At 66.1% G+C, this 23,088-nt stretch carries 24 protein-coding genes and 2 tRNA genes; 15 read left to right on the top strand and 11 right to left on the bottom strand.

Annotated features, from left to right (window positions below):
• Position 1: 1 nt before the first annotated feature.
• A complete protein-coding gene (epsC, locus tag OKW87_RS17105) occupies positions 2–697 on the bottom strand; it encodes a serine O-acetyltransferase EpsC (protein WP_265541282.1) in 696 nt (231 codons plus the stop codon).
• 156 nt (positions 698–853) lie between these two features.
• On the opposite strand from epsC, the gene OKW87_RS17100 reads away from it, so the two are divergent.
• The 5 genes from OKW87_RS17100 (at position 854) to OKW87_RS17080 (ending at position 5,532) form a co-directional block, all read left to right on the top strand.
• Entirely contained in the window at positions 854–1,612 is a 759-nt protein-coding gene (locus OKW87_RS17100) for a sulfite exporter TauE/SafE family protein (protein WP_265541281.1), read from the top strand.
• Positions 1,613–1,703: 91 nt separating this feature from the next.
• The gene (locus tag OKW87_RS17095) at positions 1,704–2,030 is read left to right on the top strand and encodes a hypothetical protein (protein ID WP_265541280.1); all 327 of its coding nucleotides are present in this window, start codon (positions 1,704–1,706) and stop codon (positions 2,028–2,030) included.
• A gap of 152 nt (positions 2,031–2,182) precedes the next feature.
• Entirely contained in the window at positions 2,183–2,746 is a 564-nt protein-coding gene (gene ahpC, locus OKW87_RS17090; RefSeq protein ID WP_265541279.1) for an alkyl hydroperoxide reductase subunit C, read from the top strand.
• 118 nt (positions 2,747–2,864) lie between these two features.
• On the top strand, positions 2,865–4,445 hold the full coding sequence (gene ahpF / locus OKW87_RS17085; protein WP_265541278.1) for an alkyl hydroperoxide reductase subunit F: 1,581 nt from the start codon (positions 2,865–2,867) through the stop codon (positions 4,443–4,445).
• 187 nt (positions 4,446–4,632) lie between these two features.
• Positions 4,633–5,532, top strand: coding sequence for a hydrogen peroxide-inducible genes activator (locus OKW87_RS17080; protein WP_265544168.1), 900 nt, complete (start codon positions 4,633–4,635; stop codon positions 5,530–5,532).
• Positions 5,533–5,561: 29 nt separating this feature from the next.
• On the opposite strand, the gene katG is transcribed toward OKW87_RS17080, so the two are convergent.
• From katG to pgsA, 4 genes are all read right to left on the bottom strand, one after another.
• Positions 5,562–7,811: a catalase/peroxidase HPI gene (katG, locus tag OKW87_RS17075; protein ID WP_265541277.1), complete on the bottom strand. Its 2,250-nt coding sequence runs from the start codon at positions 7,809–7,811 to the stop codon at positions 5,562–5,564.
• A gap of 95 nt (positions 7,812–7,906) precedes the next feature.
• Positions 7,907–8,344, bottom strand: coding sequence for a molybdenum cofactor biosynthesis protein MoaE (locus tag OKW87_RS17070; protein ID WP_265541275.1), 438 nt, complete (start codon positions 8,342–8,344; stop codon positions 7,907–7,909).
• Positions 8,341–8,595, bottom strand: coding sequence for a molybdopterin converting factor subunit 1 (gene moaD, locus OKW87_RS17065; RefSeq protein ID WP_265541273.1), 255 nt, complete (start codon positions 8,593–8,595; stop codon positions 8,341–8,343). The genes OKW87_RS17070 and moaD overlap by 4 nt, the downstream gene beginning before the upstream one ends.
• Complete coding sequence (pgsA, locus tag OKW87_RS17060; protein WP_265541271.1) at positions 8,592–9,146, bottom strand: CDP-diacylglycerol--glycerol-3-phosphate 3-phosphatidyltransferase; 555 nt, start codon at positions 9,144–9,146, stop codon at positions 8,592–8,594. The genes moaD and pgsA overlap by 4 nt, the downstream gene beginning before the upstream one ends.
• Before the next feature lie 117 nt (positions 9,147–9,263).
• Between pgsA and OKW87_RS17055 the strand changes: the two genes are divergently transcribed.
• Complete coding sequence (locus OKW87_RS17055) at positions 9,264–10,568, top strand: MFS transporter (RefSeq protein WP_265544166.1); 1,305 nt, start codon at positions 9,264–9,266, stop codon at positions 10,566–10,568.
• Here OKW87_RS17055 and OKW87_RS17050 read toward each other — a convergent pair.
• Together OKW87_RS17050 and OKW87_RS17045 are read right to left on the bottom strand one after the other, a co-directional pair.
• The gene (locus OKW87_RS17050; RefSeq protein ID WP_265541270.1) at positions 10,565–10,732 is read right to left on the bottom strand and encodes a hypothetical protein; all 168 of its coding nucleotides are present in this window, start codon (positions 10,730–10,732) and stop codon (positions 10,565–10,567) included. The two genes, OKW87_RS17055 and OKW87_RS17050, sit on opposite strands and share 4 nt — an antisense overlap.
• A gap of 82 nt (positions 10,733–10,814) precedes the next feature.
• Positions 10,815–11,819, bottom strand: coding sequence for a LacI family DNA-binding transcriptional regulator (locus OKW87_RS17045; protein ID WP_265541268.1), 1,005 nt, complete (start codon positions 11,817–11,819; stop codon positions 10,815–10,817).
• Between the two features lie 160 nt (positions 11,820–11,979).
• Here OKW87_RS17045 and OKW87_RS17040 point away from each other — a divergent pair, with 160 nt between their 5' ends.
• Entirely contained in the window at positions 11,980–13,269 is a 1,290-nt protein-coding gene (locus OKW87_RS17040) for an Hsp70 family protein (RefSeq protein WP_265541266.1), read from the top strand.
• 20 nt (positions 13,270–13,289) lie between these two features.
• Here OKW87_RS17040 and OKW87_RS17035 read toward each other — a convergent pair.
• Together OKW87_RS17035 and OKW87_RS17030 are read right to left on the bottom strand one after the other, a co-directional pair.
• Positions 13,290–13,365 (bottom strand) — tRNA-Ala (locus OKW87_RS17035).
• A 98-nt stretch (positions 13,366–13,463) separates the two neighbouring features.
• Positions 13,464–13,790 carry a TIGR02300 family protein gene (locus OKW87_RS17030; RefSeq protein ID WP_265541264.1) on the bottom strand — a complete coding sequence of 109 codons (327 nt, stop codon included), beginning with the start codon at positions 13,788–13,790 and terminating at the stop codon, positions 13,464–13,466.
• Positions 13,791–13,890: 100 nt separating this feature from the next.
• Between OKW87_RS17030 and aroA the strand changes: the two genes are divergently transcribed.
• Positions 13,891–15,216, top strand: a complete 1,326-nt coding sequence (gene aroA / locus OKW87_RS17025) for a 3-phosphoshikimate 1-carboxyvinyltransferase (protein WP_265541259.1) — start codon at positions 13,891–13,893, stop codon at positions 15,214–15,216.
• 14 nt (positions 15,217–15,230) lie between these two features.
• The gene (locus OKW87_RS17020; RefSeq protein WP_265541257.1) at positions 15,231–15,860 is read left to right on the top strand and encodes a (d)CMP kinase; all 630 of its coding nucleotides are present in this window, start codon (positions 15,231–15,233) and stop codon (positions 15,858–15,860) included.
• Positions 15,861–15,881: 21 nt separating this feature from the next.
• On the opposite strand, the gene OKW87_RS17015 is transcribed toward OKW87_RS17020, so the two are convergent.
• The gene (locus OKW87_RS17015; protein ID WP_265541255.1) at positions 15,882–16,157 is read right to left on the bottom strand and encodes a hypothetical protein; all 276 of its coding nucleotides are present in this window, start codon (positions 16,155–16,157) and stop codon (positions 15,882–15,884) included.
• A gap of 325 nt (positions 16,158–16,482) precedes the next feature.
• On the opposite strand from OKW87_RS17015, the gene rpsA reads away from it, so the two are divergent.
• The 5 genes from rpsA to OKW87_RS16990 all read left to right on the top strand — a co-directional run bounded on the left by rpsA (position 16,483) and on the right by OKW87_RS16990 (position 20,818).
• Complete coding sequence (gene rpsA, locus OKW87_RS17010) at positions 16,483–18,210, top strand: 30S ribosomal protein S1 (protein WP_265541254.1); 1,728 nt, start codon at positions 16,483–16,485, stop codon at positions 18,208–18,210.
• Between the two features lie 170 nt (positions 18,211–18,380).
• Positions 18,381–18,659 (top strand): HU family DNA-binding protein, encoded by a 279-nt coding sequence (locus tag OKW87_RS17005; protein WP_265541253.1) that lies wholly within the window; start codon positions 18,381–18,383, stop codon positions 18,657–18,659.
• Between the two features lie 80 nt (positions 18,660–18,739).
• Positions 18,740–18,826, top strand: a tRNA-Leu gene (locus OKW87_RS17000).
• A 96-nt stretch (positions 18,827–18,922) separates the two neighbouring features.
• A complete protein-coding gene (locus tag OKW87_RS16995) occupies positions 18,923–20,383 on the top strand; it encodes an ABC transporter substrate-binding protein (protein ID WP_265541252.1) in 1,461 nt (486 codons plus the stop codon).
• Positions 20,384–20,404: 21 nt separating this feature from the next.
• Positions 20,405–20,818: a DUF4112 domain-containing protein gene (locus OKW87_RS16990; protein WP_443025109.1), complete on the top strand. Its 414-nt coding sequence runs from the start codon at positions 20,405–20,407 to the stop codon at positions 20,816–20,818.
• A gap of 254 nt (positions 20,819–21,072) precedes the next feature.
• Here OKW87_RS16990 and nadC read toward each other — a convergent pair whose 3' ends face one another.
• Positions 21,073–21,918, bottom strand: a complete 846-nt coding sequence (gene nadC, locus OKW87_RS16985) for a carboxylating nicotinate-nucleotide diphosphorylase (protein WP_265541250.1) — start codon at positions 21,916–21,918, stop codon at positions 21,073–21,075.
• Positions 21,919–21,993: 75 nt separating this feature from the next.
• On the opposite strand from nadC, the gene dinB reads away from it, so the two are divergent.
• Positions 21,994–23,082, top strand: coding sequence for a DNA polymerase IV (gene dinB / locus OKW87_RS16980; RefSeq protein WP_265541249.1), 1,089 nt, complete (start codon positions 21,994–21,996; stop codon positions 23,080–23,082).
• Positions 23,083–23,088: the final 6 nt, after the last annotated feature.

The raw sequence follows: 23,088 nt of genomic DNA, 5'->3' as shown, positions 1-23,088 counted from the left end.
GTTATGCGCGTCCGCGTCGTTCGGTGTCGTCGTCGGCTGCGCGCGCCTCGATCATCGCATCGAGCCGCTTGCGCAGCGTCTCGAGCTCGCAGCGCATCAGTTCCAGCTTCTGGGTGGCGGGATCGAAGATTTCGCTGCACGGCGTGCCGTAGGGCACGAAATCCTTTTGCCAGGTTTCGGCATTGAGCAGGGTCGAGCGGGCGGGAATGCCGACCATCACCGCGCCCTCGGGCACATCGCGCGTGACGACCGCGTTGGCGCCGATCCGCGAGCGCTCGCCGAGCGTCACCGGTCCGAGCACCTGCGCGCCCGAACCGATGATCACGCCGTCCAGCAGGGTCGGATGACGCTTGCCGGCCACGCCATTGTCCGGGCTGGTGCCGCCCAGCGTGACGCATTGGTAGATGGTGACATTGTCGCCGATCTCGGCGGTCTCGCCGATCACCACGAAGCCGTGATCGATGAAGAAATTGCGGCCGATCGTCGCGCCGGGATGGATATCGATCGCAGTCATCCAGCGCGACCAATGATTGACCAGCCTGGCCGCGAAATACCGACGATTGCGGAACAGCCGGTGCGCGACCCGATGATAAGCGAGCGCCCAGACGCCGGGATAGAGCAGGATTTCGGCGCGGCTTCGCGGCGCCGGATCGCGGGCGCGGATCGAATCGAGATATCCCGTCAGCTTCTGGAACATGGCCGCTTTCCCTTTGACGGATCAATCTAGTGCGTTTCCCGCCCGATTTCCAGAACACCCCGGCGCGGGCTTGTTCGGGCTAAACACTATGTATCTTGTAGGCGTTCGGAGCGGCGGGCATCTCATCGGCTCGATTGGGCGCTAAAAGGGACGTGGATGATCTTCGGGCTCGACATCACGGCGCTGCTTCCGTTCATCGCGGTGGGCTTTGCCGCACAGATGGTCGACGGGGCGCTGGGGATGGCGTTCGGCGTGATCTCCAACACTTTGCTGCTGAGCCTGGGCGTGCCGCCCGCGGCGGCATCGGCGGGGGTGCATACGGTGGAATCGTTCACCACCGCGGTCTCTGGCATCAGCCATGCGATCCACAAGAATGTGAACTGGAAGCTGTTCTTCCGGCTGATGATCCCCGGCGTGATCGGCGGCGTTCTGGGCGCCTATGTGCTGTCGAATATCCATGCCGACGTCGCGAAGCCGTTCATCCTGGCCTATCTGACGGCAATCGGCCTGTACCTGTTGTGGCGCAGCACGCACCCTACCCCAGTCGAGCGTTCGCCGAAGATCGTCGAGCCGCTCGGGCTGATCGGCGGTTTTCTCGATGCGGCAGGCGGCGGCGGCTGGGGGCCGGTGGTAACGTCGAACCTGCTTGTCCAGGGATCGAGCCCGCGCACCACGATCGGCACCGTCAACACCGCCGAGTTCTTCCTGACGACGACGATCTCGGCGACGTTCATTACCCAATTGGGCTGGGAGGCTTTCACCGTCGCGACCGTCGGCCTGTTGATCGGCGGCGTGATTGCGGCCCCGTTCGGGGCGCTGCTCGCCAAGCGGGTTCCGGCCACCCGACTGATGTTCCTGGTCGGCGTGGTGCTGACCCTGACCAGCCTTTATGGGCTGTATCGGGCGATCGGCTGAGCTTGCTGCAGTGCGAAAGGCGACGCATGCCTGACGCGCTCTATGATCGGATCACTCGTTGACTCGGATGCGCAAGCGGCTGGCGCCTGCCATGGCGCTCGCCGCTGCACTCCTGGCATCGCCGGCGTCATCGATGCCGCTTCTCCAGCCGCAATCCGCCGTACCGACGCTGACCGACGACGAGATCGTCGTGATCGGCCGCAAGCTGCGTCGGGCGCTCGTCGCTTATTCGGCGCGCGGGAACCGTCTGGGGAAATGCATCGTCGAACGGTCGAGCGGAGACAATAAGGTGGACCGCATGCTGTGCGACATGGTCGCGTCCTGCATCCGCGACGGCAATCGGCAACGCCTGTTGGCCGAGATCTGCCTCAACGCCCGCATCGAGGCGTTCGAGGCGCGCGTACCGAGCCGGCGCTGACTCCGGACGCACGGATTGCCAGGAAAATTTGATTACAACCGTCATATTGAGTGATTGAATCGATCAGCAAGAACGGAGCTTCTCGTTTTGCGATGCAGCATATCGCACCTATATCCGGGCTTCGAACAACAACCCGCTCGGAGAATTATCGCATGGCGCTCATCGGAAGCTCGATCAAACCCTTCACGACCCAGGCTTACAAGGAAGGCAAGTTCGTCCAGGTCAGCGATGGCGACGTGAAGGGCAAATGGGCCGTTTTCTTCTTCTATCCGGCAGACTTCACCTTCGTCTGCCCGACCGAACTCGAGGATCTGGCCGACATCTATCCGCAGCTCCAGAAGATGGGCGTGGAAGTCTATTCGGTCTCGACCGACACCCATTTCAGCCACAAGGCATGGCACGACACCTCGCCCGCCATCGGCAAGATCAATTATTTCATGCTGGGCGACCAGAACCACGTGCTGTCGACCAATTTCGACGTGCTGCGTGAGGGCCAGGGCCTGGCCGATCGCGGCACCTTCGTGGTCGACCCCGACGGCGTGATCCAACTGATGGAAATCACCTCCGAGGGCGTCGGCCGCAACGCGACCGAGCTTCTGCGCAAGATCAAGGCAGCGCAATATATCGCCGCGCATCCGGGCGAAGTCTGCCCTGCGAAGTGGGAAGAGGGCGAAGAGACGCTCGCTCCCTCGCTCGATCTCGTCGGCAAGATCTAAGGCGCCAAGAGCTACGGCGCCTCCCCCCTCCCCCTCTTGTGGGGGCGCCGCATGCGGCCCGGGGTGGAACTCCCTTTCCGCCCCGGGCCGTTCTGTATCTGACTTAGGAGTTTACCCCATGCTCGACGCCACTCTGACGCAGCAGCTCAAAACCTATCTCGTGAACATCCGCGAGCCGATCGAGCTCGTCGCCTCGCAGGGTGACGACGCCAAGTCGCGCGAGCTGGGTGAATTACTGAACGAAATCGCCGCGCTGTCGGATAAGGTGACGCTCATCACCGCCGACGACAAGCGCAAGCCCAGCTTCATGATCCGCCGTGCGGGCACCGACATCGGCGTGCGCTTCGCCGGGCTTCCGATGGGGCATGAATTCACCTCGCTGGTGCTGGCGCTGCTCCAGGTCGGCGGGCATCCGTCCAAGGCCGCGCAGGAATTGATCGAACAGGTCAAGGAGCTGGACGGCGATTATGAGTTCGAGACTTATTTCTCGCTCTCCTGCCAGAATTGCCCCGACGTGGTGCAGGCGCTGAACCTGATGTCGGTGCTTAATCCGCGGATCAAGCATACCGCGATCGACGGCGCCCTGTTCAAGGACGAAGTCGACAGCCGCAAGATCATGGCGGTCCCCACCGTCTTCCTCAACGGCGAGACGTTCGGCCAGGGCCGGATGGAGCTGGAGCAGATCGTCGCCAGGATCGACAGCGGCGCCGAGGCCAAGGCCGCCGCGAAGATCGCGAAGAAGGATCCGTTCGACGTGCTGGTGATCGGCGGCGGGCCCGCCGGCGCGGCGGCGGCCATCTACACCGCGCGCAAGGGCATCCGCACCGGCATCGCCGCCGAGCGCTTCGGCGGGCAGGTGCTCGATACGATGGCGATCGAGAATTTCCCGTCGGTTTCCCACACCGAAGGTCCCAAGCTGGCCGCGCATCTGGAGCAGCACGTCAAGGAGTATGACGTCGACATCATGAACCTGCAGAAGGCCGCCAAGCTGATCCCGGCGCGGATCGAGGGCGGGCTGCATGAGGTCGTGCTCGAAAATGGAGCGAGCCTGAAGGCGAAGACGGTGATCCTCACCACCGGCGCGCGCTGGCGGCACATGAACGTGCCGGGCGAGGACGAATATCGCAACCGCGGCGTCGCCTATTGCCCGCATTGCGACGGCCCCTTGTACAAGGGCAAGCGAGTCGCGGTGATCGGCGGCGGCAATTCGGGCGTCGAGGCGGCGATCGATCTCGCAGGCATCGTCGCGCATGTCACGCTGATCGAATATGACAGCGACTTGCGCGCCGACGCGGTGCTCCAGCGCAAGCTGGCGAGCCTGCCCAACGTCAAGGTGATCACCTCGGCGCTGACCACCGAAGTTCAGGGCGACGGCGAGCGGGTGACCGGGCTGGTCTATAAGGACCGCAACAGCGGCACCGAGCATGACGTCGCGCTGGAAGGCATCTTCGTCCAGATCGGGCTGGTGCCGAACACCGAATGGCTGCGCGACGCCGTCGGCATGACCCCGCGCGGCGAGATCGAGATCGACGCGCGCGGCGAAACCTCGCGGCCGGGCATCTTCGCGGCGGGCGACGCCACGACGGTGCCGTACAAGCAGATCGTGGTGGCGATGGGCGCGGGTTCGAACGCGGCGCTCTCGGCGTTCGACTATCTGATCCGACTGCCGTCCGAGGAACTGGTCGAAGCGGCGGCCTGAGTGCTTCCCCTCCCTCTCAGGGAGGGGATTGAGGGGTGGGTCGCGTCCTGGCGATACATAAGGCCAGGAATATGGGCGCAGTCTCGCGAGCACGCCACCCACCCCCAGCCCCTCCCTTTCAGGGAGGGGAGTTTGCGTGATCGCCCGCGTCACTCTATATCGTCAACGCAATCGACGGAGACGATCACTGGCCGCGACCTATCTGCCGACGCTCAAACAGCTCCAATATCTGGTCGCGCTCCACGATTCGGGCCATTTCGGGCGCGCGGCGGAGGCGACCTTCGTTACCCAATCGACGCTGTCGGCGGGCATCCGCGAGCTGGAGACACTGATCGGGGTCGTGCTGGTCGAGCGTACCCGGCGCGTGGTCCGCTTCACCCCGCTGGGCGAGCGGATCGTCGATAAAGCGCGTCGCGTGCTGCGCGAGGCGGATGAGCTGGGCGACCTCGCCCGTGCCGCCGGCCGCCCGCTCTCGGGCGAGATGCGGATGAGCGTGATCCCGACGATCGCGCCGTTCCTGCTCCCGCGCATCCTGCCGCGGCTGCGCAAGGACTATCCCGACCTCAAGCTGTATCTGCGCGAGGAGACCAGCGGCCAGGCCTGCGAGGCGCTCCAGCATGGCCGCACCGATTGCGTGCTGCTGGCCCTCCCCTTCGCCTGCGGCGAGGTGGAGAGCGAAGCGCTGTTCGACGATCGGCTGTACGTCGCCTTTCCCGAAGGCGAGATGGACCCGACCCCCTCGATCCGCCCCGCCGATATCGACGAGACCAGACTGCTCATGCTCGAGGACGGGCATTGTCTGAAGGACCATGCGCTGGCCGCCTGCAACCGCCCCGAGCTGCGCGCCGAGGCGACGATGCTGGGGACGTCGCTCCACACGATGGTGCAGATGGTCGACAACGGCCTGGGCGTGACGATGCTGCCGCAAATGGCGATCGACGCGGGGATATTGGAGAATACGCGGGTCACCGCGCGGCCGCTGGATGCGGCGAATGCCAGCCGCCGCATCGCCTTGGTATGGCGCAAGGCGAGCCCGCGCGAGCGGGACTTCCGATTGATGGCCGGGGTGCTGGCGGGGACCGCCTGAAGCACACCCCGGCTCCGCAATCTGGCGTCTTAGGCCGCCTCCTCCGGCGCATGCAGTTCGGGATCGGCCAGATCGAAGCGATCGTTGTTCATCACCTTCACCCAAGCGATCACGAAATCGTCGACGAACTTCTTGGCCGAATCGGCCGAGGCATAGACTTCCGAAATCGCGCGCAGCTGCGAGTTGGAGCCGAACACCAGATCGGTGCGGGTCGCGGTCCACTTCTGCTGATCGGTTGCGCGATCGGTGCCGACGAAGACGTCGTCGGCATGCTCGTCCACCTGCTTCCACGCCGTGCCCATATCGAGCAGGTTGACGAAGAAGTCGTTGGTGAGGAGCCCCACGCGATCCGTGAAGACGCCATGCTTCGAGCCGCCATGATTGGCGCCGAGCACGCGCAGCCCGCCGACCAGGACGGTCATCTCAGGGCCGCTGAGCTGGAGCAGTTGCGAGCGATCGACGAGCAATTCCTCGGTCGGCACGCTGAACGCGACTTCCAGATAGTTGCGGAAGCCGTCGGCGCGCGGTTCGAGCACGTCGAAGCTGTCGATATCGGTTTGCTCCTGCGTGGCGTCGGTGCGGCCGGGGACGAAGGGGACCTTCACGTCATGGCCGGCGTCCCGTGCGGCCTTCTCGATCGCCGCCGAGCCGCCGAGCACGATCAGGTCGGCGATCGACACCTTCCTGCCCGATCCAGCGCCGTCGAAATCGGCCTTGATCCCTTCGAGCACGCCCAGCACGCGGGCGAGCTGTTCGGGCTGGTTGACCTCCCAATCCTTCTGCGGCGCGAGCCGGATGCGCGCACCGTTGGCGCCGCCGCGCTTGTCCGAACCGCGGAAGGTCGCGGCGGAGGCCCAGGCGGTCTGCACCAGTTCGGAAACGCTCAGCCCAGAGTCGAGCAGGCGGCGCTTGAGATCCGCCACGTCGGCGTCGTCGATCGGCGCATAATCGGCCTGCGGGATCGGATCCTGCCAGATCAGGTCCTCGGCGGGGACTTCGGGGCCGAGATAGCGGGCCTTGGGACCCATGTCGCGATGGGTGAGCTTGAACCAGGCGCGGGCAAAGGCGTCGGCGAATGCCGCCGGATCGTTGCGGAAGCGCTCGGCGATCGCGCGATAGGCGGGGTCCATCTTGAACGCCATGTCGGCGGTGGTCATCATCGTCGGCAGCCGCCGCTCGGGGCTGTGCGCGCCGGGCGCCATATCCTCCGGGGCCTGATTGATCGGCTGCCACTGCTTGGCGCCGGCGGGGCTCTTCACGAGCTCATATTCGTAATCGAGCAGCATGTGGAAATAGTTCATCGTCCAGCGCGTCGGCGTGGGCGTCCAGGCACCTTCGAGCCCGCTGGTGATGGTGTGATCGGCGATGCCGCTCTCATGGCTGCTGGTCCAGCCGAGGCCCTGCTGGGCGATGTCCGCGCCCTCGGGCTCGGCGCCCACCTTGGACGCGTCGCCGGCGCCATGGCATTTGCCGAACGTGTGCCCGCCGGCGGTGAGCGCGAGTGTCTCTTCGTCGTTCATGCCCATGCGGCTGAACGTCTCGCGGATGTCGCGCGCGGACTTCAGCGGGTTCGGATCGCCGCCCGGCCCCTCGGGATTGACGTAGATGAGGCCCATCTGGATCGCGGCGAGCGGATTTTCGAGCGCCTTTCCCGATTCCTCATGGATGCGGGTTTCGCCGAGCCATTCTTCCTCGGTGCCCCAGTAAATGTCCTTCTGCGGCTCCCACACGTCGACGCGGCCGCCGCCGAAGCCGAAGATCGGCCCGCCCATCGATTCGATCGCGACGTTGCCGGCCATGATCATCAGATCGGCCCAGCTGAGCTTGCGGCCATATTTCTGCTTGATCGGCCAGAGCAGGCGGCGCGCCTTGTCGAGATTCGCATTGTCCGGCCAGCTGTTGAGCGGGGCGAAGCGCTGCCCGCCCGACGAGGAGCCGCCGCGACCGTCGCCGGTGCGATAGGTGCCGGCGCTGTGCCAGGCCATGCGGATGAAGAAGGGGCCGTAATGCCCGTAATCCGCGGGCCACCAGGGCTGGCTGTCGGTCATCAGCGCAGTCAGGTCGCGCTTGACCGCGGCATGGTCGAGCGTCTTGAACTCGCGCGCATAATCGAACTCGTCGCCGAACGGGCTGGGCGAGGCGAAGCCGTTCTGGTGGAGGATTTCGAGCGAAATCTGGCCGGGCCACCAATCGCGATTTCCCCGCCCCAGGAGGGTGCGGAGGGCGGCTGGTTCCTTGGCGGGGTCGCTAAGCGGGCTGCCGCTTGAAATATCGTCCATATCGTCGATCCTCTCATCTTGATTGAGAGCAGGCTAGGCGCGGACCGGCCTGGACCAAAGCGATTAAAGTTGGTGACTGAATGCGGGAAAAGCGATCAGGCCCAGCGCGCGGCTGCCGCATCGTCGGATTGTCGCGCCTCGACCCAGGCAGTATCCTCCCCCCGCCGTTCGCGCTTCCAGAAGGGCGCGTCGGTCTTCAGCCGGTCGATCAGATAGGCGCAGGCGTCGAGCGCCTCGCGGCGATGGTGCGCGGCGGCGCCGACGAAGACGATCCGCTCGCCGACCGCCATCTCCCCGACGCGGTGGACGATCGTGACGCCGAGCAATGCCCAGCGCGCGGTCGCTTCCTCGGCGAGCCCGACCAGGGCGCCCTCGGTCATGCCGGGATAGTGTTCGAGCTCGAGCGCGGTGACTCCATCGTCGCCGCGGACCACGCCGGTGAAGGTGGCGACGCCGCCCGCGCCCCGCTCTTCCAGCGCCGCGACTTCCATGCCCAGCTCGATCGGCGCGCTGTCGATCGAGACGCGGATCATCCGCCGGTCACCGGGGGGAAGATCGCGACTTCGCGGGCGTCGCCGAGCAAGGCATCGAGCGGCACGAACCGCTGGTCGATCGCCGCGCGCAGCCGTTCGGGTTCGCGAAAGGCCTCGGCATGGCCGGGGCTGCGTTCGGAGAGCCAGCCGATCAGATCGGCGACGTTGCGCACCGCCTCGGGCGGATCGACTTGCTCCTGGCCGGTGCCGATCGCCTCGCGCACCCAGGCGAAATAGAGCAGGTCCATCATGTGTCCATGTGGCGCAGGCCGACGCGCAGATAGTCCCAGCCGGTGATCGCGGTGAGCGCGGCGGCGACCCACAAAGCGATAAGCCCCACGCTCTCGACCCAAGGGAATTGCGGCAAGGCGCCGCCGAGGATGAGCGCGCCGAAGGCGGCGAGCTGGAGCGCGGTCTTCCACTTGGCGAGCTGCGACACGGGGACCGACACCTGGAGCTGGGCAAGGAATTCGCGCAGGCCCGATACGGTGATCTCCCGCAGCAGGATGATCAACGCGGCGATCAGGTGGTAGTCGTAGATCACCCCCTTGCCGACCAGCATCAGGATCACCGCGGCGATCATGATCTTGTCGGCGATCGGATCGAGGAACACGCCGAGCTTCGAGACGGTCCCCTGCGCCCGCGCCAGATAGCCATCGAAATAATCGGTGATGCCCATCAGGCAATAGATGCCGAAGGCGATGCCGTAGCCCAGCCGCCATTCGGGCCACCACAGGAAGGCGGCGAGCAGAGGGACCGTCACGATCCGCGACAGCGTCAGGAGATTGGGCAGCGTCAGCATGGCGCCCCCTCTAACACCCCCAAAGGCTTAGCGGAATAAGCGTTGCTGGCGGTGCGGCGGCTCGGCTATGGCGGCGCGTCGTTGGGCGGGGTTTCCGCCAATGGGAGTTGGTGGATCATGATCGGTGCGCTCGGATTGATGCGGCGGCGCCGATTCCTGCCTCTCTTCGTCACGCAGTTTCTGGGCGCCTTCAACGACAACCTTTTCAAGAATGCGATGGTCTTCTTCGCGACCTACCAGATCTTCAGCAGTGTCGAGGACGAGACCCGCTTCAGCGCGATCGCCACCGGCGTCTTCATCCTGCCCTTCTTCCTCTTCTCCGCGCTCGCCGGCCAGCTCGCCGACAGTTTCGACAAGGCGCGGATCATGCGGATCATCAAGGCTGCCGAAGTGCTGATCATGCTGGTCGGCGCGACGGGCATCTTCCTCAAGAGCCTGCCCCTGATGATGGTCGCGCTGGTCGGGATGGGCATCCACTCGACCTTTTTCGGGCCGATCAAATATGCGGTGTTGCCGCAGCATCTGGACGAGGACGACGTGCTGGGCGGGACCGGGATGGTCGAGGCGGGCACCTATATCGCGATCCTGTGCGGCACGATCGCCGGCGGGCTGATCAGCCCGCATGCCGCGGCGATCGGCGTGGTCGTCATCGCGCTGATCGGCTGGTTCGCCTCGCTACAGATACCGCCCGCGCCGCCGATGACCAAGCTCAAGATCGACTACAACATCTTCCGCGCTTCCTATCACCTGATCGCCGCGACGATGCACATCAAGCGGCTTTATCTGGCGATCATCGCGATCAGCGTTTTCTGGACGATCGCTGCGATCCTGGGCGTGCTCTTCCCCCCGCTCGTGAAGAACGTCTTCAACGCCCAGAAGGACGTGGCCAGCATCTTCCTGGCGATCTTCTCAGTCGGCATCGCGATCGGATCGATGATCATCAATCGCCTGCTGAAGGGCCATGTCTCGGCGCGCTATGCGCCCGCGTCGGTGCTGGCGATGTCGCTGTTCGTGCTCGATTTCTACCTGGCCGCTACCTTCTGGCCGGCCGGCAACGGCGCGCTGATGGGAGTTACCGAATTCACCGCATTGCCCGGCGCGTGGCGGATCTTCTTCGACCTGGGGATGATCGCGATCACCGGCGGCATGTTCGTCGTGCCGCTCTATGCCTTCCTGACCACCACCGTGGAAAAGTCGCAGACGGCGCGCACCGTGGCGGCGAACAATATCGTCAATTCGGGCGCGATGGTCGCCGGGTCGGTCGGCATTCTTGGCGTGACGCACATCCCGGGGCTGCGAGTCGCCGATCCGATCCTGGTCGTGCTCGTGCTGTGCTTCATCTCGGCCTGGTGCGGCTGGCGGCTCTATCGCGCCGAGAAGGCGCATGAGCTCGACAGCGTGGTGAGCCTCGACGACGCCTAAAGCAGGAAGGTCGTGAAGCAGACGAAGAAGGCGCTGAAGCTGAGCATGAACAGCTTCACGTCGCTATCGTCGCGCAGCTTGCGCTGCTTTGCCACGGCACGGCGCACATGCTTGCGGAACGGATGGTTGCGGGCATGGCCCTCGAGACTGACCTGGCGTTGCATCGCGCCAGTTAACGGATTGTTTACCGGATTTGCCAGCACGCAGGAACGTTAACGGCGTCCTGTGGCGGGACAGCAATTTTGTTCAGCGCGGCGCGGGGCCGGTCGACGAGCGGATCTTCAGCTCATGGCCGAGCGTGACCTGGGGCTCGGCGCCCGGCGCGAGCATCAGGCCGGCCGCGGCATAGGCCAGTTCGCGCACCGGCTGGCGCATCGTGGTAAGCGGCGGCCAGACCGCCTTGGCCAGATCCGAATCGTCGAAGCCGACGATCGACAGCGCGTCGGGCACGGCGATATCCGCCTCGTGCGCCACGGCGAGCACTCCCGCCGCCATGTCGTCATTGCCCGCGAAGATCGCCGTGGGCCGCGGCGTCCGCGCCAGCAGGGTGCGCGCCGCCTCGCAGCCCGAATTGAAGCTGTAATCCCCCCCGACGACCAGTTCGGGATCGAAGGCGATGCCATGTGCCGCCAGTTCGTCGCGATAGCCCTGGAGTCGATCCGACGAGGATACGTGGCTCTCCGGCCCCCGCAGAAAGGCGATCGAGCGATGGCCGAGATCGATCAGATGCCGGGTGACCTCCCGCGCCGCGGCGACATCGTCCATCGATGCCGCCATCCCCGCCCCTTTGCGGATGCCCGGCGCGATCCGGACGTAGGGCAGCCCGCGCCGATCGAGTTCGTCGATCAGCCCGACCGCCTCGGTCACCGGCGGCGAGAGGATCAGTCCGTCGAGATGCGTCTCGTCGATCAGCGCGAGAACGTTGGAGATCAGGTCGTCGGCCTGGCTGTCGACCGGCTGGAGCAGCAACCGGAAGCCCAGTTCGCTGCAGCGCTGCTGTGCGCCCATCTGAACGTGATAGACATAATAAGGGCTGGGATTGTCATAGAGCAACGCGACCTGGAACGAGCGGCGCCCGGCGAGCGTGCGCGCGGCGTGGCTCGGGCGGAAGTTGAGGCGTGCTACGACTTCCTCGACTCGACGTCGCGTCTCTTCGCTGACATGCTTTTCATTGTTGAGGACGCGCGAGACGGTCTTGAAAGAGACCCCCGCAATCTTCGAGACTTCCTTGATTGTCGGCCGTCCGGACATCGCTTTCCCCCACCGCGACAAGTGCCGCGGCGGGCATGGCATATTTGACAGCGCTGCCACCGCGCAAGCGAAGATATGCGCGCGCTCCGCGTGCTTTCCCGCACTGGCGTTCGCACAATGGCTTTTCCGATGCCGCGCGGGCGTGTAGCGGCGTGCGCCCATGCCGCATCCCCCCTTCTCGCTCGGCCTCGATTTCGGGACGACCAACTCGGTGGCCGCGGTCGCGCGCAGCGACGCGTCCGAACTGGTTCCGCTCCAGACCCCAATCGGGATGGGCGACGTGTTTCGCTCGGCGCTCTGCTTCTGGGAGGACGAAAGCGCATCCGGCGGGGTGGCCTATGAGGCCGGCCCCTGGGCGATCGCAGAATATCTGGAATATCCGCAGGGCAGCCGCTTCCTGCAATCGTTCAAGTCGGTCGCGGCGAGCGCGAATTTCGAACATGCGACGATTTTCGAGCGGCGCTATCGCTTCGAGGATCTCGGGCGGCGTTTCCTCGAGAAGATGGCGGCACGCGCCGGCGGGGCGATGCAGGGCGCCGCGCGGATCGTGGTGGGGCGCCCGGTCGAATATGCCGGCCATCGTCCCGACGAAGCGCTCGCGCGGCGCCGCTACGACATGATGTTCGAGATGCTCGGGGCCGAGCTACATTATGCCTACGAGCCCCTGGGCGCCGCCTACAGCTATGCGTCGCGCGTGACCGAGCCCGCGACGATCCTGGTCGCCGATTTCGGCGGCGGCACCAGCGATTTTTCGGTCGTGCGGATCGCCGCGCCCGGCGCCGAGCGGCGCTGCATCCCGCTAGGCCATGCCGGGGTCGGCATCGCCGGCGACCGCTTCGACTATCGCATCCTCGATCATCTCGTGCTCCCATTGCTCGGCAAGGGCGGATCCTACCGATCGTTCGACAAGGTGCTTGAAATCCCGCGCGGGCATTTCGCCGAGTTTGCCGACTGGTCGCGGCTGGCGCTGATGCGCAATCGCCGCACGCTTGCCGAACTGGAGAAACTGCGTCGCGCCGCGCTCGATCCCGACGCGGTTGGACGGATGATCGCCGTGATCGAGCAGGAACTGGGCTACCAGCTTTACGACGCGGTGGGCGCGGTGAAGCGGGCCTTGTCCTCGGCCGAGGTCGCGCGCTTCCAGTTCAGCGGCGCCGGGCTTTCGATCGAGGCGGACGTGACTCGCGACGCATTCGAAACCTGGATCGCCCCCGACATCGCGCGAATCGAGGCTGCGATCGATCGGGCACTGGCGACGTCGGGAATCGGGATGGGCGACGTCGACCGCATCTTCCTGACCGGCGGCTCGTCGCTGATGCCGCGGATCCGGCGGGTCTTCGTCGATCGGGTCGGAGAAGACCGGATCGCCAGCGGCGGCGAACTCACCTCGATCGCGCACGGACTGGCGCTGATAGGCCAGCAGGAAGACATCGCCGCCTGGGCGGCCTGATCAGGCTAATTCGGGGGAAATGGTGGAGCCGAGGGGGATCGAACCCCTGACCTCTGCAATGCCATTGCAGCGCTCTCCCAGCTGAGCTACGGCCCCAAATTCCCGGGCCAGAGCCTCGGGAAGGCGACGGCCATTAGAAGGCCGTCGAACCTTTGGCAAGGACGCTTTTCGCAAGCGCCCCTGCCCTTCCTCAATTAATTGTCGTCGTCATTCTTGCCGGTCTCGACGCCGAGATCGTCGTCGCCGCCCAGATCGACGTCGTCGTCGGCCGAGGGCTCTTCATCGTCGGCTGCGACGATGTCCAGATCTTCGTCGCCCAGGTCCGAATCCTCGGTCGTCGGCTTGTCGGTCACCGCTTTGGCTGCCTCGAAGGGCAACGGCTGCTTCGACTTCAGGATCGGCTCGGGCTGCCAGCCGAACGAGCAATTGATGCACGTGACCGGATCATCCTTCGTCAGATCGTAGAAACGCGTTCCGCATTTCGGGCACGCGCGCTTGGTGCCCCATTCCGGCTTCACCATGTGTTGCCTCTTGCCTTTCAGAATATCGTGATTTCGGGATAGACCCGGAAAGTGGGGCGCGCCTTGCCATGGCGCAAGCCGGCTGTCAAAGCCGCGCCGCATGTCGCACGCCGCCCCCCGTCCCCATTCGGTTTCCGCCAGCGGACCGCTGCGCGGCACCGCCACCGTGCCCGGCGACAAATCGATCAGCCACCGCGCGCTGATGTTTGCGGGCCTGGCGGTGGGCGAAAGCCGGATCGAGGGCCTGCTGGAGGGCGAGGACGTCTTCGCCACCGCCGCCGCGATGCGAGCGATGGGCGCGGAGATCGAGCGTGGCGACGATGGCGCATGGCGCGTCTGGGGGGTGGGCGTCGGCGGATTGCTGCAGCCGGCCCAAGCGCTCGACATGGGCAATTCGGGGACTTCGACTCGGCTATTGATGGGGCTGGTCGCGTCGCATGCAATCACCGCGACCTTTACCGGCGATGCGTCGCTCTCGGGCAGGCCGATGGGCCGCGCGATCGAGCCGCTGTCGCAGATGGGCGCGGACGTCACCGCCAGCCCCGGCGGCACGCTGCCGCTGATGGTGCGCGGCCTGTGCCCCGCCGTGCCGATCGAATATCGCCTGCCGGTGGCATCGGCGCAGGTGAAATCGGCGGTGTTGCTCGCCGGCCTCAACACGCCCGGCATCACCCGGGTGATCGAGCCGGTGCCGACCCGCGACCATAGCGAGCGGATGCTGCGGGGCTTCGGCGCCGAACTGATCGTGGAGGACGGACCCGAGGGCAAGGTCATCTCGATCCGGGGCGAGGCCGAACTCAGCCCCCAGCATATCGTGGTGCCCGGCGACCCCTCTTCGGCGGGCTTCTGGATGGTCGCGGCGTCGATCGTGCCCGGATCCGACGTGACCATCGCCAATGTCTGCATGAACCCGACTCGCATCGGGCTGGTGACGGCGCTGCGCATGATGGGCGCCGACATCGGCGAAGTGGAGCCACGCGAAGTGGGCGGCGAGCCCGTCGCCGACCTGCGGGTCCGCCACGCGCCGCTGCGCGCGATCGAAGTCCCGCCCGAACTCGCCCCCAGCATGATCGACGAATATCCGATCCTGTTCGTCGCCGCGGCGCTGGCCGAGGGGCGGACCGTGGCGCGCGGCGCGCACGAACTGCGCGTCAAGGAATCGGACCGGATCGCCACGATGCGCGCGGCGCTCGAGGCCGTGGGCGTGCCGACCGAGGAATTTGAGGATGGGCTGGCGATCAGCGGCTCGGGCGGAGCCTTGCTGCCCGGCGGCGCTCGGATCGCCTCGAAACTGGACCATCGCATCGCGATGAGCATGGTTGTGGCTGGACTTGCGGCGACGCAGCCTATCACGATCGACGATGTCGGGCCGGTTGCCACCAGCTATCCCGACTTCTTCGAGACCCTTGACGCCCTCTTACGCTAGTTCGACCTGTCTTTATGATCATCGCCGTCGACGGACCCGCCGCATCGGGCAAGGGAACCATCGCACGCGCTCTGGCGCGCCATTATGACTTGCCCCACCTGGATACCGGCTTGCTCTACCGCGCCGTGGCCGCGAACGTGCTGCGCGAGGGGCTGAACCCGGCGGTCGAGGCCGACGCGGTCGCGTCGTGCAGCTTCGACGATGCGCTGCTCGACGATCCGGGCCTTCGCACCGACGAGGTGGGCAAGATCGCGTCGGTCGTCTCGGCGCATCCCCTGGTGCGCGCGGCCTTGCTCAATCGGCAGAAGAAGTTCGCGCACCAGCCCGGCGGCGCGATCCTCGACGGGCGCGACATCGGCACGGTGATCGCCCCCGACGCCGACGTGAAGCTGTTCGTGAAGGCGACCCCGATGATCCGTGCCCAGCGCCGCCACATCGAATTGCGCAAGCAGGGCGCGAACATCAGCCTCGACAAGGTGCTGGCCGACATCCGTGCAAGGGACGAACGCGATTCGAAGCGCAGCGAGGCGCCGATGCTCCAGGCCCCCGACGCGGCCTTGCTGGATACCAGCTTCCTGTCGATCGACGCGGCCCTGCAGCGGGCGATCGCGCTGGTGGAAGCGAAGAAGCGGGCCGCGGGCTGATACCGACCGCTTGCCGCAAGGCTAGACCTGGATCGTGACGTCGCCGCCCGCGCCGGGTTCGGTGTATCCGCGCAGGATCGCCAGCATGTTGTCGGTGCCGAAGAGCTGGTAGAGCGTGAACAGGCCCTGGGCTAAGTCGCCGCCGAACTGGAACGAGAAGCGATCCATGTTGGAGTTGGTCATTTCCACCGGTCCGCCGGCATATTCGAAAATCACGTCGCGAAAGATGCAGTTGCGGAAACTGTTGCCGTCGAGGGTGACGTTGACCCCCTCGAACCGTTGATCGACATATTCCATTTGGTGCCTTTCCTTGCCTACTGGGCGAAGCCGGACCGCACCTGACACCGCGCCTTGCAGACTGCAATGGCGCCCACCACACACCTTGCCTCCCACGCCCTCTTCGGCTATGCGCGCCCGGTCCGACGAGCGGCTGCTCGGGGAGGTATGACGCCCAAGAGCCACGCTCGTGCGTCCTTTTCGCATTCAACCGCGTCTAGTCCTCCGCCTGCTGCCGTCCGCCTGGATGCCGCGACCGGCGTTCGGCCGCCGCGGTACATCGGCCACAAGACCGCCGGATCCAACCGGTTGGCCGGAAAAACGAAGAACTAGGACACTCTAACCCATGGCCACTACGGCAAACCCCAGCCGCGACGATTTCGCGGCGCTCCTCGAACAAACTCTCGGCAGCGCGGATTCCTTCGAGGGACGCGTCGTCATCGGCACCGTCACCGCGATCGAGAACGATCTCGCCGTCATCGACGTGGGCCTCAAGTCCGAAGGCCGCGTGCCGCTGCGCGAATTCGCGGCGCCGGGCCAGAAGGCCGACCTGAAGGTCGGCGACGAAGTCCAGGTCTATGTCGACCGCGTCGAGAATGCGAACGGCGAAGCGATGCTCAGCCGCGACCGCGCCCGCCGCGAAGCCGCCTGGGATACGCTGGAAACCGAATTCGCCAAGACCGCACGCGTCACCGGCGTCATCTTCGGCCGCGTCAAGGGCGGCTTCACCGTCGACCTATCGGGCGCCGTGGCCTTCCTGCCCGGCTCGCAGGTCGATATCCGTCCGGTTCGTGACGTCACCCCGCTGATGGATATCGAGCAGCCCTTCCAGATTCTCAAGATGGATCGCAAGCGCGGCAACATCGTCGTTTCGCGCCGCGCCGTCCTCGAAGAGACCCGCGCCGAGCAGCGTTCGGGCCTGATCCAGAGCCTCGCCGAGGGCCAGGTGATCGACGGCGTCGTCAAGAACATCACCGATTATGGTGCGTTCGTTGATCTGGGCGGCATCGACGGCCTGCTCCACGTCACCGACCTGAGCTACAAGCGCGTCAACCATCCGAGCGAAGTGCTGAACATCGGCGACACGGTGAAGGTGCAGATCATCCGCATCAACCGCGACACGCAGCGCATCTCGCTGGGCATGAAGCAGCTCGAGAGCGATCCCTGGGATGGCGCAGCGGCGAAGTATCCGCTCGGCGCCAAGCTCACCGGCCGCGTGACCAACATCACCGAATATGGTGCGTTCGTCGAGCTGGAAGCAGGCATCGAAGGCCTGGTCCATGTCAGCGAAATGAGCTGGACCAAGAAGAACGTCCATCCGGGCAAGATCGTCTCGACTTCGCAGGAAGTCGATGTGGTCGTCCTCGAGGTCGATCAGGAAAAGCGCCGCATCTCGCTGGGTCTCAAGCAGGCACAGGCCAATCCGTGGGAGGCCTTCGCGGCCGAGCATCCGGTTGGTTCGACCGTCGAGGGCGAAGTCAAGAACGCCACCGAGTTCGGCCTGTTCATCGGCCTGGACAACGACGTCGACGGCATGGTCCACATGTCCGACATCGCCTGGGGCATCTCGGGCGAGGACGCGCTCAACCTGCACCGCAAGGGCGAGACCGTTTCCGCGGTCGTGCTCGCGATCGAGGCGGACAAGGAGCGCATCAGCCTCGGCATGAAGCAGCTCGAGCGCGGCGGACCTTCGTCGGCTCCGGCAGCGGGTGGCGCAGCGGGTGCCGCCGGCACCACCGTCAACAAGAATGCCGTCGTCACCGTCACGGTGCTCGAAGTCCGCGATGCGGGCCTCGAAGTGCAGGTGGGCGACGATGGCGCGACCGGCTTCATCAAGCGGACCGATCTGGGCCGCGACCGCGACGAGCAGCGCCCCGAGCGCTTCCAGGTCGGCCAGAAGTTCGACGCGATGGTCACCGGCTTCGATCGTTCGAAGAAGCCGACCTTCTCGATCAAGGCGATGCAGATCGCCGAAGAGAAGCAGGCCGTGCAGCAATATGGCTCGTCCGATTCGGGCGCGTCGCTGGGCGACATTCTCGGCGAGGCGCTCAAGGCTCGCAACGAGAAGAACTGAGGCCGAAGGGGGAAGCGGCTCCGGCCGCTTCCCTCCGGTCCCTGCCAAGACCGAGATTCTAAAATCTTCTGGTTGATGCAGATGTGTAATCGGCGCTAGAGCATTCCCCACATTGGGAATTTCGCCGCTTCACGCGACTGCAATTGCCAAAGCGCCAAGGGAGGGTGCGGATGATCCGTTCGGAACTCGTGCAGATGCTGGTCGATGACAATCCCGGTTTGGCGGTCCGCGAAGTGGAGAAGATCGTCTCGGTCTTCTTCGACGAGATCGTGGGTCGCCTGACCGAAGACGGCCGCGTCGAGCTTCGCGGCTTCGGTGCATTTTCCACCCGCGCGCGCGACGGCCGCACCGGTCGCAACCCGCGCACCGGAGAGACCGTCGAGGTCGAGCCCAAGCGCGTCCCCTATTTCAAGCCCGGCAAGGAAATGCGCATCCGGCTCAACGTCTGAGCGCGCTTGCCTGAAATCGAAACGCCGATGAGGCCGGAACTGCTTGACGGTTCCGGCCTCATGCGCTTGCTGACATTGATGCGGACGTGGCGGAATCGGTAGACGCCGGAGACTTAAAATCTCCTGCCCTTCGGGGCGTGCGGGTTCGAGTCCCGCCGTCCGCACCAGCATTGCCGCTTTCGCGACAGGCAAGCTGCGGTGCGGGGTTGGCAGGCCCGATCCTGGGCCATACACCCGGCCGGACCCGACAAGCGAAGGCCCCGATGAACAAAATCCCCGTCCTTCTCCTGCTCGGCCTGGCGCTGGGCGGGTGCGGGGGCAAGGGCCAGCGCAAGGATGATGCGCCGGTGGTGGTTAGCGCGATCGCGGGCGTGCCACGGCCCGCCGACCCGAGCCTGAAGCCGCTGGACACCGCGGCGCGCATATTGATGGGCGCGACTGCCCAGGGACTGGTGCGCTTCGACGCTGCCGGTGGCGTCGAGCCCGGCCTTGCCGAGCGCTGGATCGTGATCGACGACGGGCGCAGCTACATCTTTCGCCTGCGCGAGGCCTATTGGAACGACGGCAGCGCAGTGACCGCGGCGCAGGTGGTGCGCGTATTGCGGCGTGCCGCAGCGCCGGGCAGCGACAATGTGCTCGCGCCCTTCCTGTCGGTGATCGACGAAGTGGTCGAGATGACGCCGCAGGTGATCGAAGTCCGGCTCAAGCGTCCGCGTCCCGATCTGCTCAAGCTGTTCGCGCAACCCGAACTGGCGGTGTTTCGCACCGGCGCGCTCGACGGCAGCGGGCCCTTTCGATCCGCCCCCGCCGGGCGCAATGCGACGCTGCTGAGCCCCGCCGCCGATCCCAGCCGGATCGTCGACCAGGCGGCGCCGGTGCCCGAGGAGACGGCAAGGCTGATCGGCGAGCGTGCCGCGCTGGCGCTGGCGCGATTCACGGCGCGCGAATCCGATCTGATCCTGGGCGGGCGCTTCACCGACTGGCCGATCGTGGCGCAGGCCGACATCGCGCCGACGAATGTCCGGATCGACCCGGCGATCGGCCTGTTCGGATTGGCCGTGGTGAACCGGCTGGGATTCCTGGCGGACGCGCAGAATCGTGCCGCGATCGCGATGGCGATTGACCGGCGGGCACTCACGGAGGCGCTGATGTCGGACTGGCGCCCGATCGAGACCTTGCTGCCGGCCCAGCTCGATTCGGCGGCAGCGCCGGCGCGGCCCGGCTGGGAGACGCTGCCGCTCGACGCGCGGCGAGAGGTGGCGCGCGCGCGGGTAGCAACCTGGCGGCGCGCCGAAGGCGAAGCGCCGAGCATACGGATCGCCTTGCCCTATGGCCCCGGGGCGATGCTGGTCTGGGCGCATCTGGCGGCGTCGCTGCGCAGCGTGGGCATTGTGCCGCAACGCGTGGGCCCCGATGCGTCGGCGGACCTGCGGCTGATCGACGAGGTGGCCCCCTATGACAGCGGCCGCTGGTTCGTGCAGACGGCGTGCCTGGGCTGTCCGAAGGAATTGCTGGACCTGGTGGCCGCAGGGCGCGACGCACCCGATCTGGCGGCGCGGGCGCTGCGCATTGCCGAGGCCGACATCGCGCTGACAGTGGACAGCGCCTATATCCCGATCGCCCAGCCGCTGCGCTGGTCGGTCGTGGCGCTGCGGCTCGGCGCCTGGCAGCGGAACACCCGCGCCTGGCACCCGTTGAACCACCTGCGAAACGAAACGGAGTGACCGGTGGCTAAACCAACACGAATGGCATCGGGCATGCGCGACGCGGCGAAGAAGCTGCCGCTGGGCAAGGAAGCGGCGGACGTCCGCCGCCGCGTCGAGACGATGGAGCATCTGCTCGAGCGCAGTTTCAATATCCCGGGCACGAACCAGCCCGTCGGGTTGGACGTCGTCCTCAACCTGATTCCGGGCATCGGCACCTCGGTCGGCGCAGCGATGGGGCTCTACATGACCTGGGAGGCGCGCAATCTGGGCATGCCCAAGAGCGCGATCGCGCGGATGGCGGGCAATGTCGGCTTCGACTGGCTGCTCGGGCTGATCCCCTGGGTCGGCGCGATCCCGGATTTCTTCTTCCGCTCGAACACCCGTAACCTGCGGATCATCAAGCGGCATCTGGACAAACACCACCCGTCGACCGTGGTGATCCATCAGGATTGACGCGCGGGCCTAACGTTGGATCACCAGTGCGTTAAGCCGTCATCCCGGCGCACGCTTTGAACCTGTCCGGACGGAGCTGTTTCGACCGAGAGTGAAGCTCGGCGCCGTTCATCTTCCACCCCGGCGAACGCCGGGGCCCAGTATCGGCGGACTGGGAATGGCATCCCGCTTCTCGAACAGTTCGCAACTGGGCCTCGGCCTGCGCCGGGGTGGGGCTGGCTCATCGAGCTGGATCAAACTCCAGCCGACCCCGTCTAGACCGCAGCGAAATCGAGGCCGATGTCGGCCGCGGGCGCGGACTGGGTCAGGCGGCCGACGCTGACATAGCTCACGCCGGTCTCCGCGATCGCGCGGATCGTGTCGAGCCGCACGCCGCCCGAGGCTTCGGTCGGAACGCGGCCCGCGACGAGGGCGACCGCCTCGCGCAGCATCGGCGGGCCCATATTATCGAGCAACAGGTGCGTGGCGCCGGCGGCAAGCGCGGGTTCGATCTGATCGATGCGGTCGACCTCGACGATGATCCGCTCGATCCCGGCGGCGACCGCGCGGCGGACCGCCTCGCCGACCGAGCCCGCCACCGCTACATGATTGTCCTTGATCATCGCCGCGTCCCACAGCCCCATGCGATGGTTTTCGGCGCCTCCCATGCGGGTCGCATATTTCTCGAGGACCCGCAGCCCGGGCAGCGTCTTGCGCGTGTCGAGCAGCGTCGCGCCAGTGCCGCCGATGGCGTCCACATAGGCGCGCGTCATCGTTGCGATGCCCGAAAGATGCTGCACGGTGTTGAGCGCCGAACGTTCGGCGGTGAGCATCGCCCGGGCCTTGCCGCGCAGGCGGAGCAGATCGGTCGCGGCGGGAACCGACTGACCTTCCCCGACCAGTCGCTCGATCGCCACGTCCGGATCGAGCGCGCGGAAGAAGGCCTCGGCGATCGGCAGGCCGGCGACGACGATCGGATCGCGGCTGTCCATCACGCCCTCGAACAGTGCGTCCGCCGGAATCACCGCCTGCGAGGTGATGTCCCCTTCCCCGCCCAGATCCTCGGCGAGGGTTGCGCGCACGAAGGCGTCCAGGTCGAAGCGGTCGAGAGAGAAGGTCATGTTCGCGCTCTAGGCCGGGCGTAGCGCATTGTCAGCCCCGTTCCCCTATTGTTCGATTGCCGCTAGAAGCGCGGCGTGAGTCCGCCTGTCCGCAAGATATTGCATGTCGATATGGATGCCTTTTTCGCATCGGTGGAGCAACGCGACGATCCCGCGCTGCGCGGGAAGCCGGTGGCGGTGGGGCATGGCGCGGCGCGCGGGGTGGTGGCGGCGGCGAGTTATGAGGCGCGCAAATTCGGAGTGCGATCGGCACTGCCCTCGGTCACTGCGGCGCGGCGCTGCCCCGAGCTGATCTTCGTGCCGCCGCGCTTCGAGGTGTACAAGGCGGTGTCGCGGCAGATCCATGCGATCTTCGCCGAGTTTAGCGGCCTGATCCAGCCGCTTTCGCTCGACGAGGCCTATCTCGACGTGACCGACAATCTGCAGGGCATCGAGACCGCCTGGGCCACCGCGAAGGCGATCCGCGCGCGAATCCTGGCGGAGACCGGGCTCACCGCCTCGGCGGGCATCTCGTACAACAAGTTCCTCGCCAAGCTGGCCTCGGACCAGCGCAAGCCCAACGGCCAATTCGCGGTGACGCCGGATATGGGCCCGGCCTGGGTCGAGACACTGCCGGTGGCGCGCTTCCACGGCGTGGGCCCGGTGACCGCGGCGAAGATGAAGCGGCTGGGGATCGAGACCGGCGCCGACCTGAAGGCCAAGCCGCTCGAGTTCCTGCAGGCGCATTTCGGCAGCGCGGCCGAATGGTATCATGCGATCGCGCGCGGCGAGGATCATCGCCCGGTGAACCCCTCGCGCGAGCGCAAGTCTTCCGGCTCGGAAACCACCTTCAACCGCGACCTGACCGACCCGGCCGAGATCGAGGCGGGGGTGCTGCGTATGGCCGACGATGTGTGGGGCTGGTGCGAGAAGGCACAGGCATTCGGGCGCACGGTGACGGTGAAGATCAAGTTCGCCGACTTCCGTCTTATCACCCGCAGCAAGAGCTTTGCGACGGTGGTGCGGAGCCATGCGGCACTGCGGGCGGCGAGCTGCGACCTGATCCGGCTGGTGCTGCCGCCGGAGATGGGGATCCGGCTGGTGGGGGTGACGGTTTCCAACTTCGAACCGGAGCGTGGCGCGGCGGACCCGCTGCCCTTGTTCGGCGCCGGCGAGCCCGGCTAACGCGCC

The sequence above is a fragment of the Sphingomonas sp. M1-B02 genome, assembly GCF_026167525.1.
In the GTDB taxonomy this organism is placed as follows: domain Bacteria; phylum Pseudomonadota; class Alphaproteobacteria; order Sphingomonadales; family Sphingomonadaceae; genus Sphingomonas.
This window is presented reverse-complemented; position numbering and strand designations above follow the sequence as displayed.

What these genes read in the sequence shown, in the direction of transcription:
- epsC (WP_265541282.1), bottom strand. Translation starts at nt 697, where the DNA reads ATGTTCCAGAAGCTGACGGGATATCTCGATTCGATCCGCGCCCGCGAT.
- OKW87_RS17100 (WP_265541281.1), top strand. Translation starts at nt 854, where the DNA reads ATGATCTTCGGGCTCGACATCACGGCGCTGCTTCCGTTCATCGCGGTG.
- OKW87_RS17095 (WP_265541280.1), top strand. Translation starts at nt 1,704, where the DNA reads ATGGCGCTCGCCGCTGCACTCCTGGCATCGCCGGCGTCATCGATGCCG.
- ahpC (WP_265541279.1), top strand. Translation starts at nt 2,183, where the DNA reads ATGGCGCTCATCGGAAGCTCGATCAAACCCTTCACGACCCAGGCTTAC.
- ahpF (WP_265541278.1), top strand. Translation starts at nt 2,865, where the DNA reads ATGCTCGACGCCACTCTGACGCAGCAGCTCAAAACCTATCTCGTGAAC.
- katG (WP_265541277.1), bottom strand. Translation starts at nt 7,811, where the DNA reads ATGGACGATATTTCAAGCGGCAGCCCGCTTAGCGACCCCGCCAAGGAA.
- OKW87_RS17070 (WP_265541275.1), bottom strand. Translation starts at nt 8,344, where the DNA reads ATGATCCGCGTCTCGATCGACAGCGCGCCGATCGAGCTGGGCATGGAA.
- moaD (WP_265541273.1), bottom strand. Translation starts at nt 8,595, where the DNA reads ATGATGGACCTGCTCTATTTCGCCTGGGTGCGCGAGGCGATCGGCACC.
- pgsA (WP_265541271.1), bottom strand. Translation starts at nt 9,146, where the DNA reads ATGCTGACGCTGCCCAATCTCCTGACGCTGTCGCGGATCGTGACGGTC.
- OKW87_RS17055 (WP_265544166.1), top strand. Translation starts at nt 9,264, where the DNA reads ATGATCGGTGCGCTCGGATTGATGCGGCGGCGCCGATTCCTGCCTCTC.
- OKW87_RS17050 (WP_265541270.1), bottom strand. Translation starts at nt 10,732, where the DNA reads ATGCAACGCCAGGTCAGTCTCGAGGGCCATGCCCGCAACCATCCGTTC.
- OKW87_RS17045 (WP_265541268.1), bottom strand. Translation starts at nt 11,819, where the DNA reads ATGTCCGGACGGCCGACAATCAAGGAAGTCTCGAAGATTGCGGGGGTC.
- OKW87_RS17040 (WP_265541266.1), top strand. Translation starts at nt 11,980, where the DNA reads ATGCCGCATCCCCCCTTCTCGCTCGGCCTCGATTTCGGGACGACCAAC.
- OKW87_RS17030 (WP_265541264.1), bottom strand. Translation starts at nt 13,790, where the DNA reads ATGGTGAAGCCGGAATGGGGCACCAAGCGCGCGTGCCCGAAATGCGGA.
- aroA (WP_265541259.1), top strand. Translation starts at nt 13,891, where the DNA reads ATGTCGCACGCCGCCCCCCGTCCCCATTCGGTTTCCGCCAGCGGACCG.
- OKW87_RS17020 (WP_265541257.1), top strand. Translation starts at nt 15,231, where the DNA reads ATGATCATCGCCGTCGACGGACCCGCCGCATCGGGCAAGGGAACCATC.
- OKW87_RS17015 (WP_265541255.1), bottom strand. Translation starts at nt 16,157, where the DNA reads ATGGAATATGTCGATCAACGGTTCGAGGGGGTCAACGTCACCCTCGAC.
- rpsA (WP_265541254.1), top strand. Translation starts at nt 16,483, where the DNA reads ATGGCCACTACGGCAAACCCCAGCCGCGACGATTTCGCGGCGCTCCTC.
- OKW87_RS17005 (WP_265541253.1), top strand. Translation starts at nt 18,381, where the DNA reads ATGATCCGTTCGGAACTCGTGCAGATGCTGGTCGATGACAATCCCGGT.
- OKW87_RS16995 (WP_265541252.1), top strand. Translation starts at nt 18,923, where the DNA reads ATGAACAAAATCCCCGTCCTTCTCCTGCTCGGCCTGGCGCTGGGCGGG.
- OKW87_RS16990 (WP_443025109.1), top strand. Translation starts at nt 20,405, where the DNA reads ATGGCATCGGGCATGCGCGACGCGGCGAAGAAGCTGCCGCTGGGCAAG.
- nadC (WP_265541250.1), bottom strand. Translation starts at nt 21,918, where the DNA reads ATGACCTTCTCTCTCGACCGCTTCGACCTGGACGCCTTCGTGCGCGCA.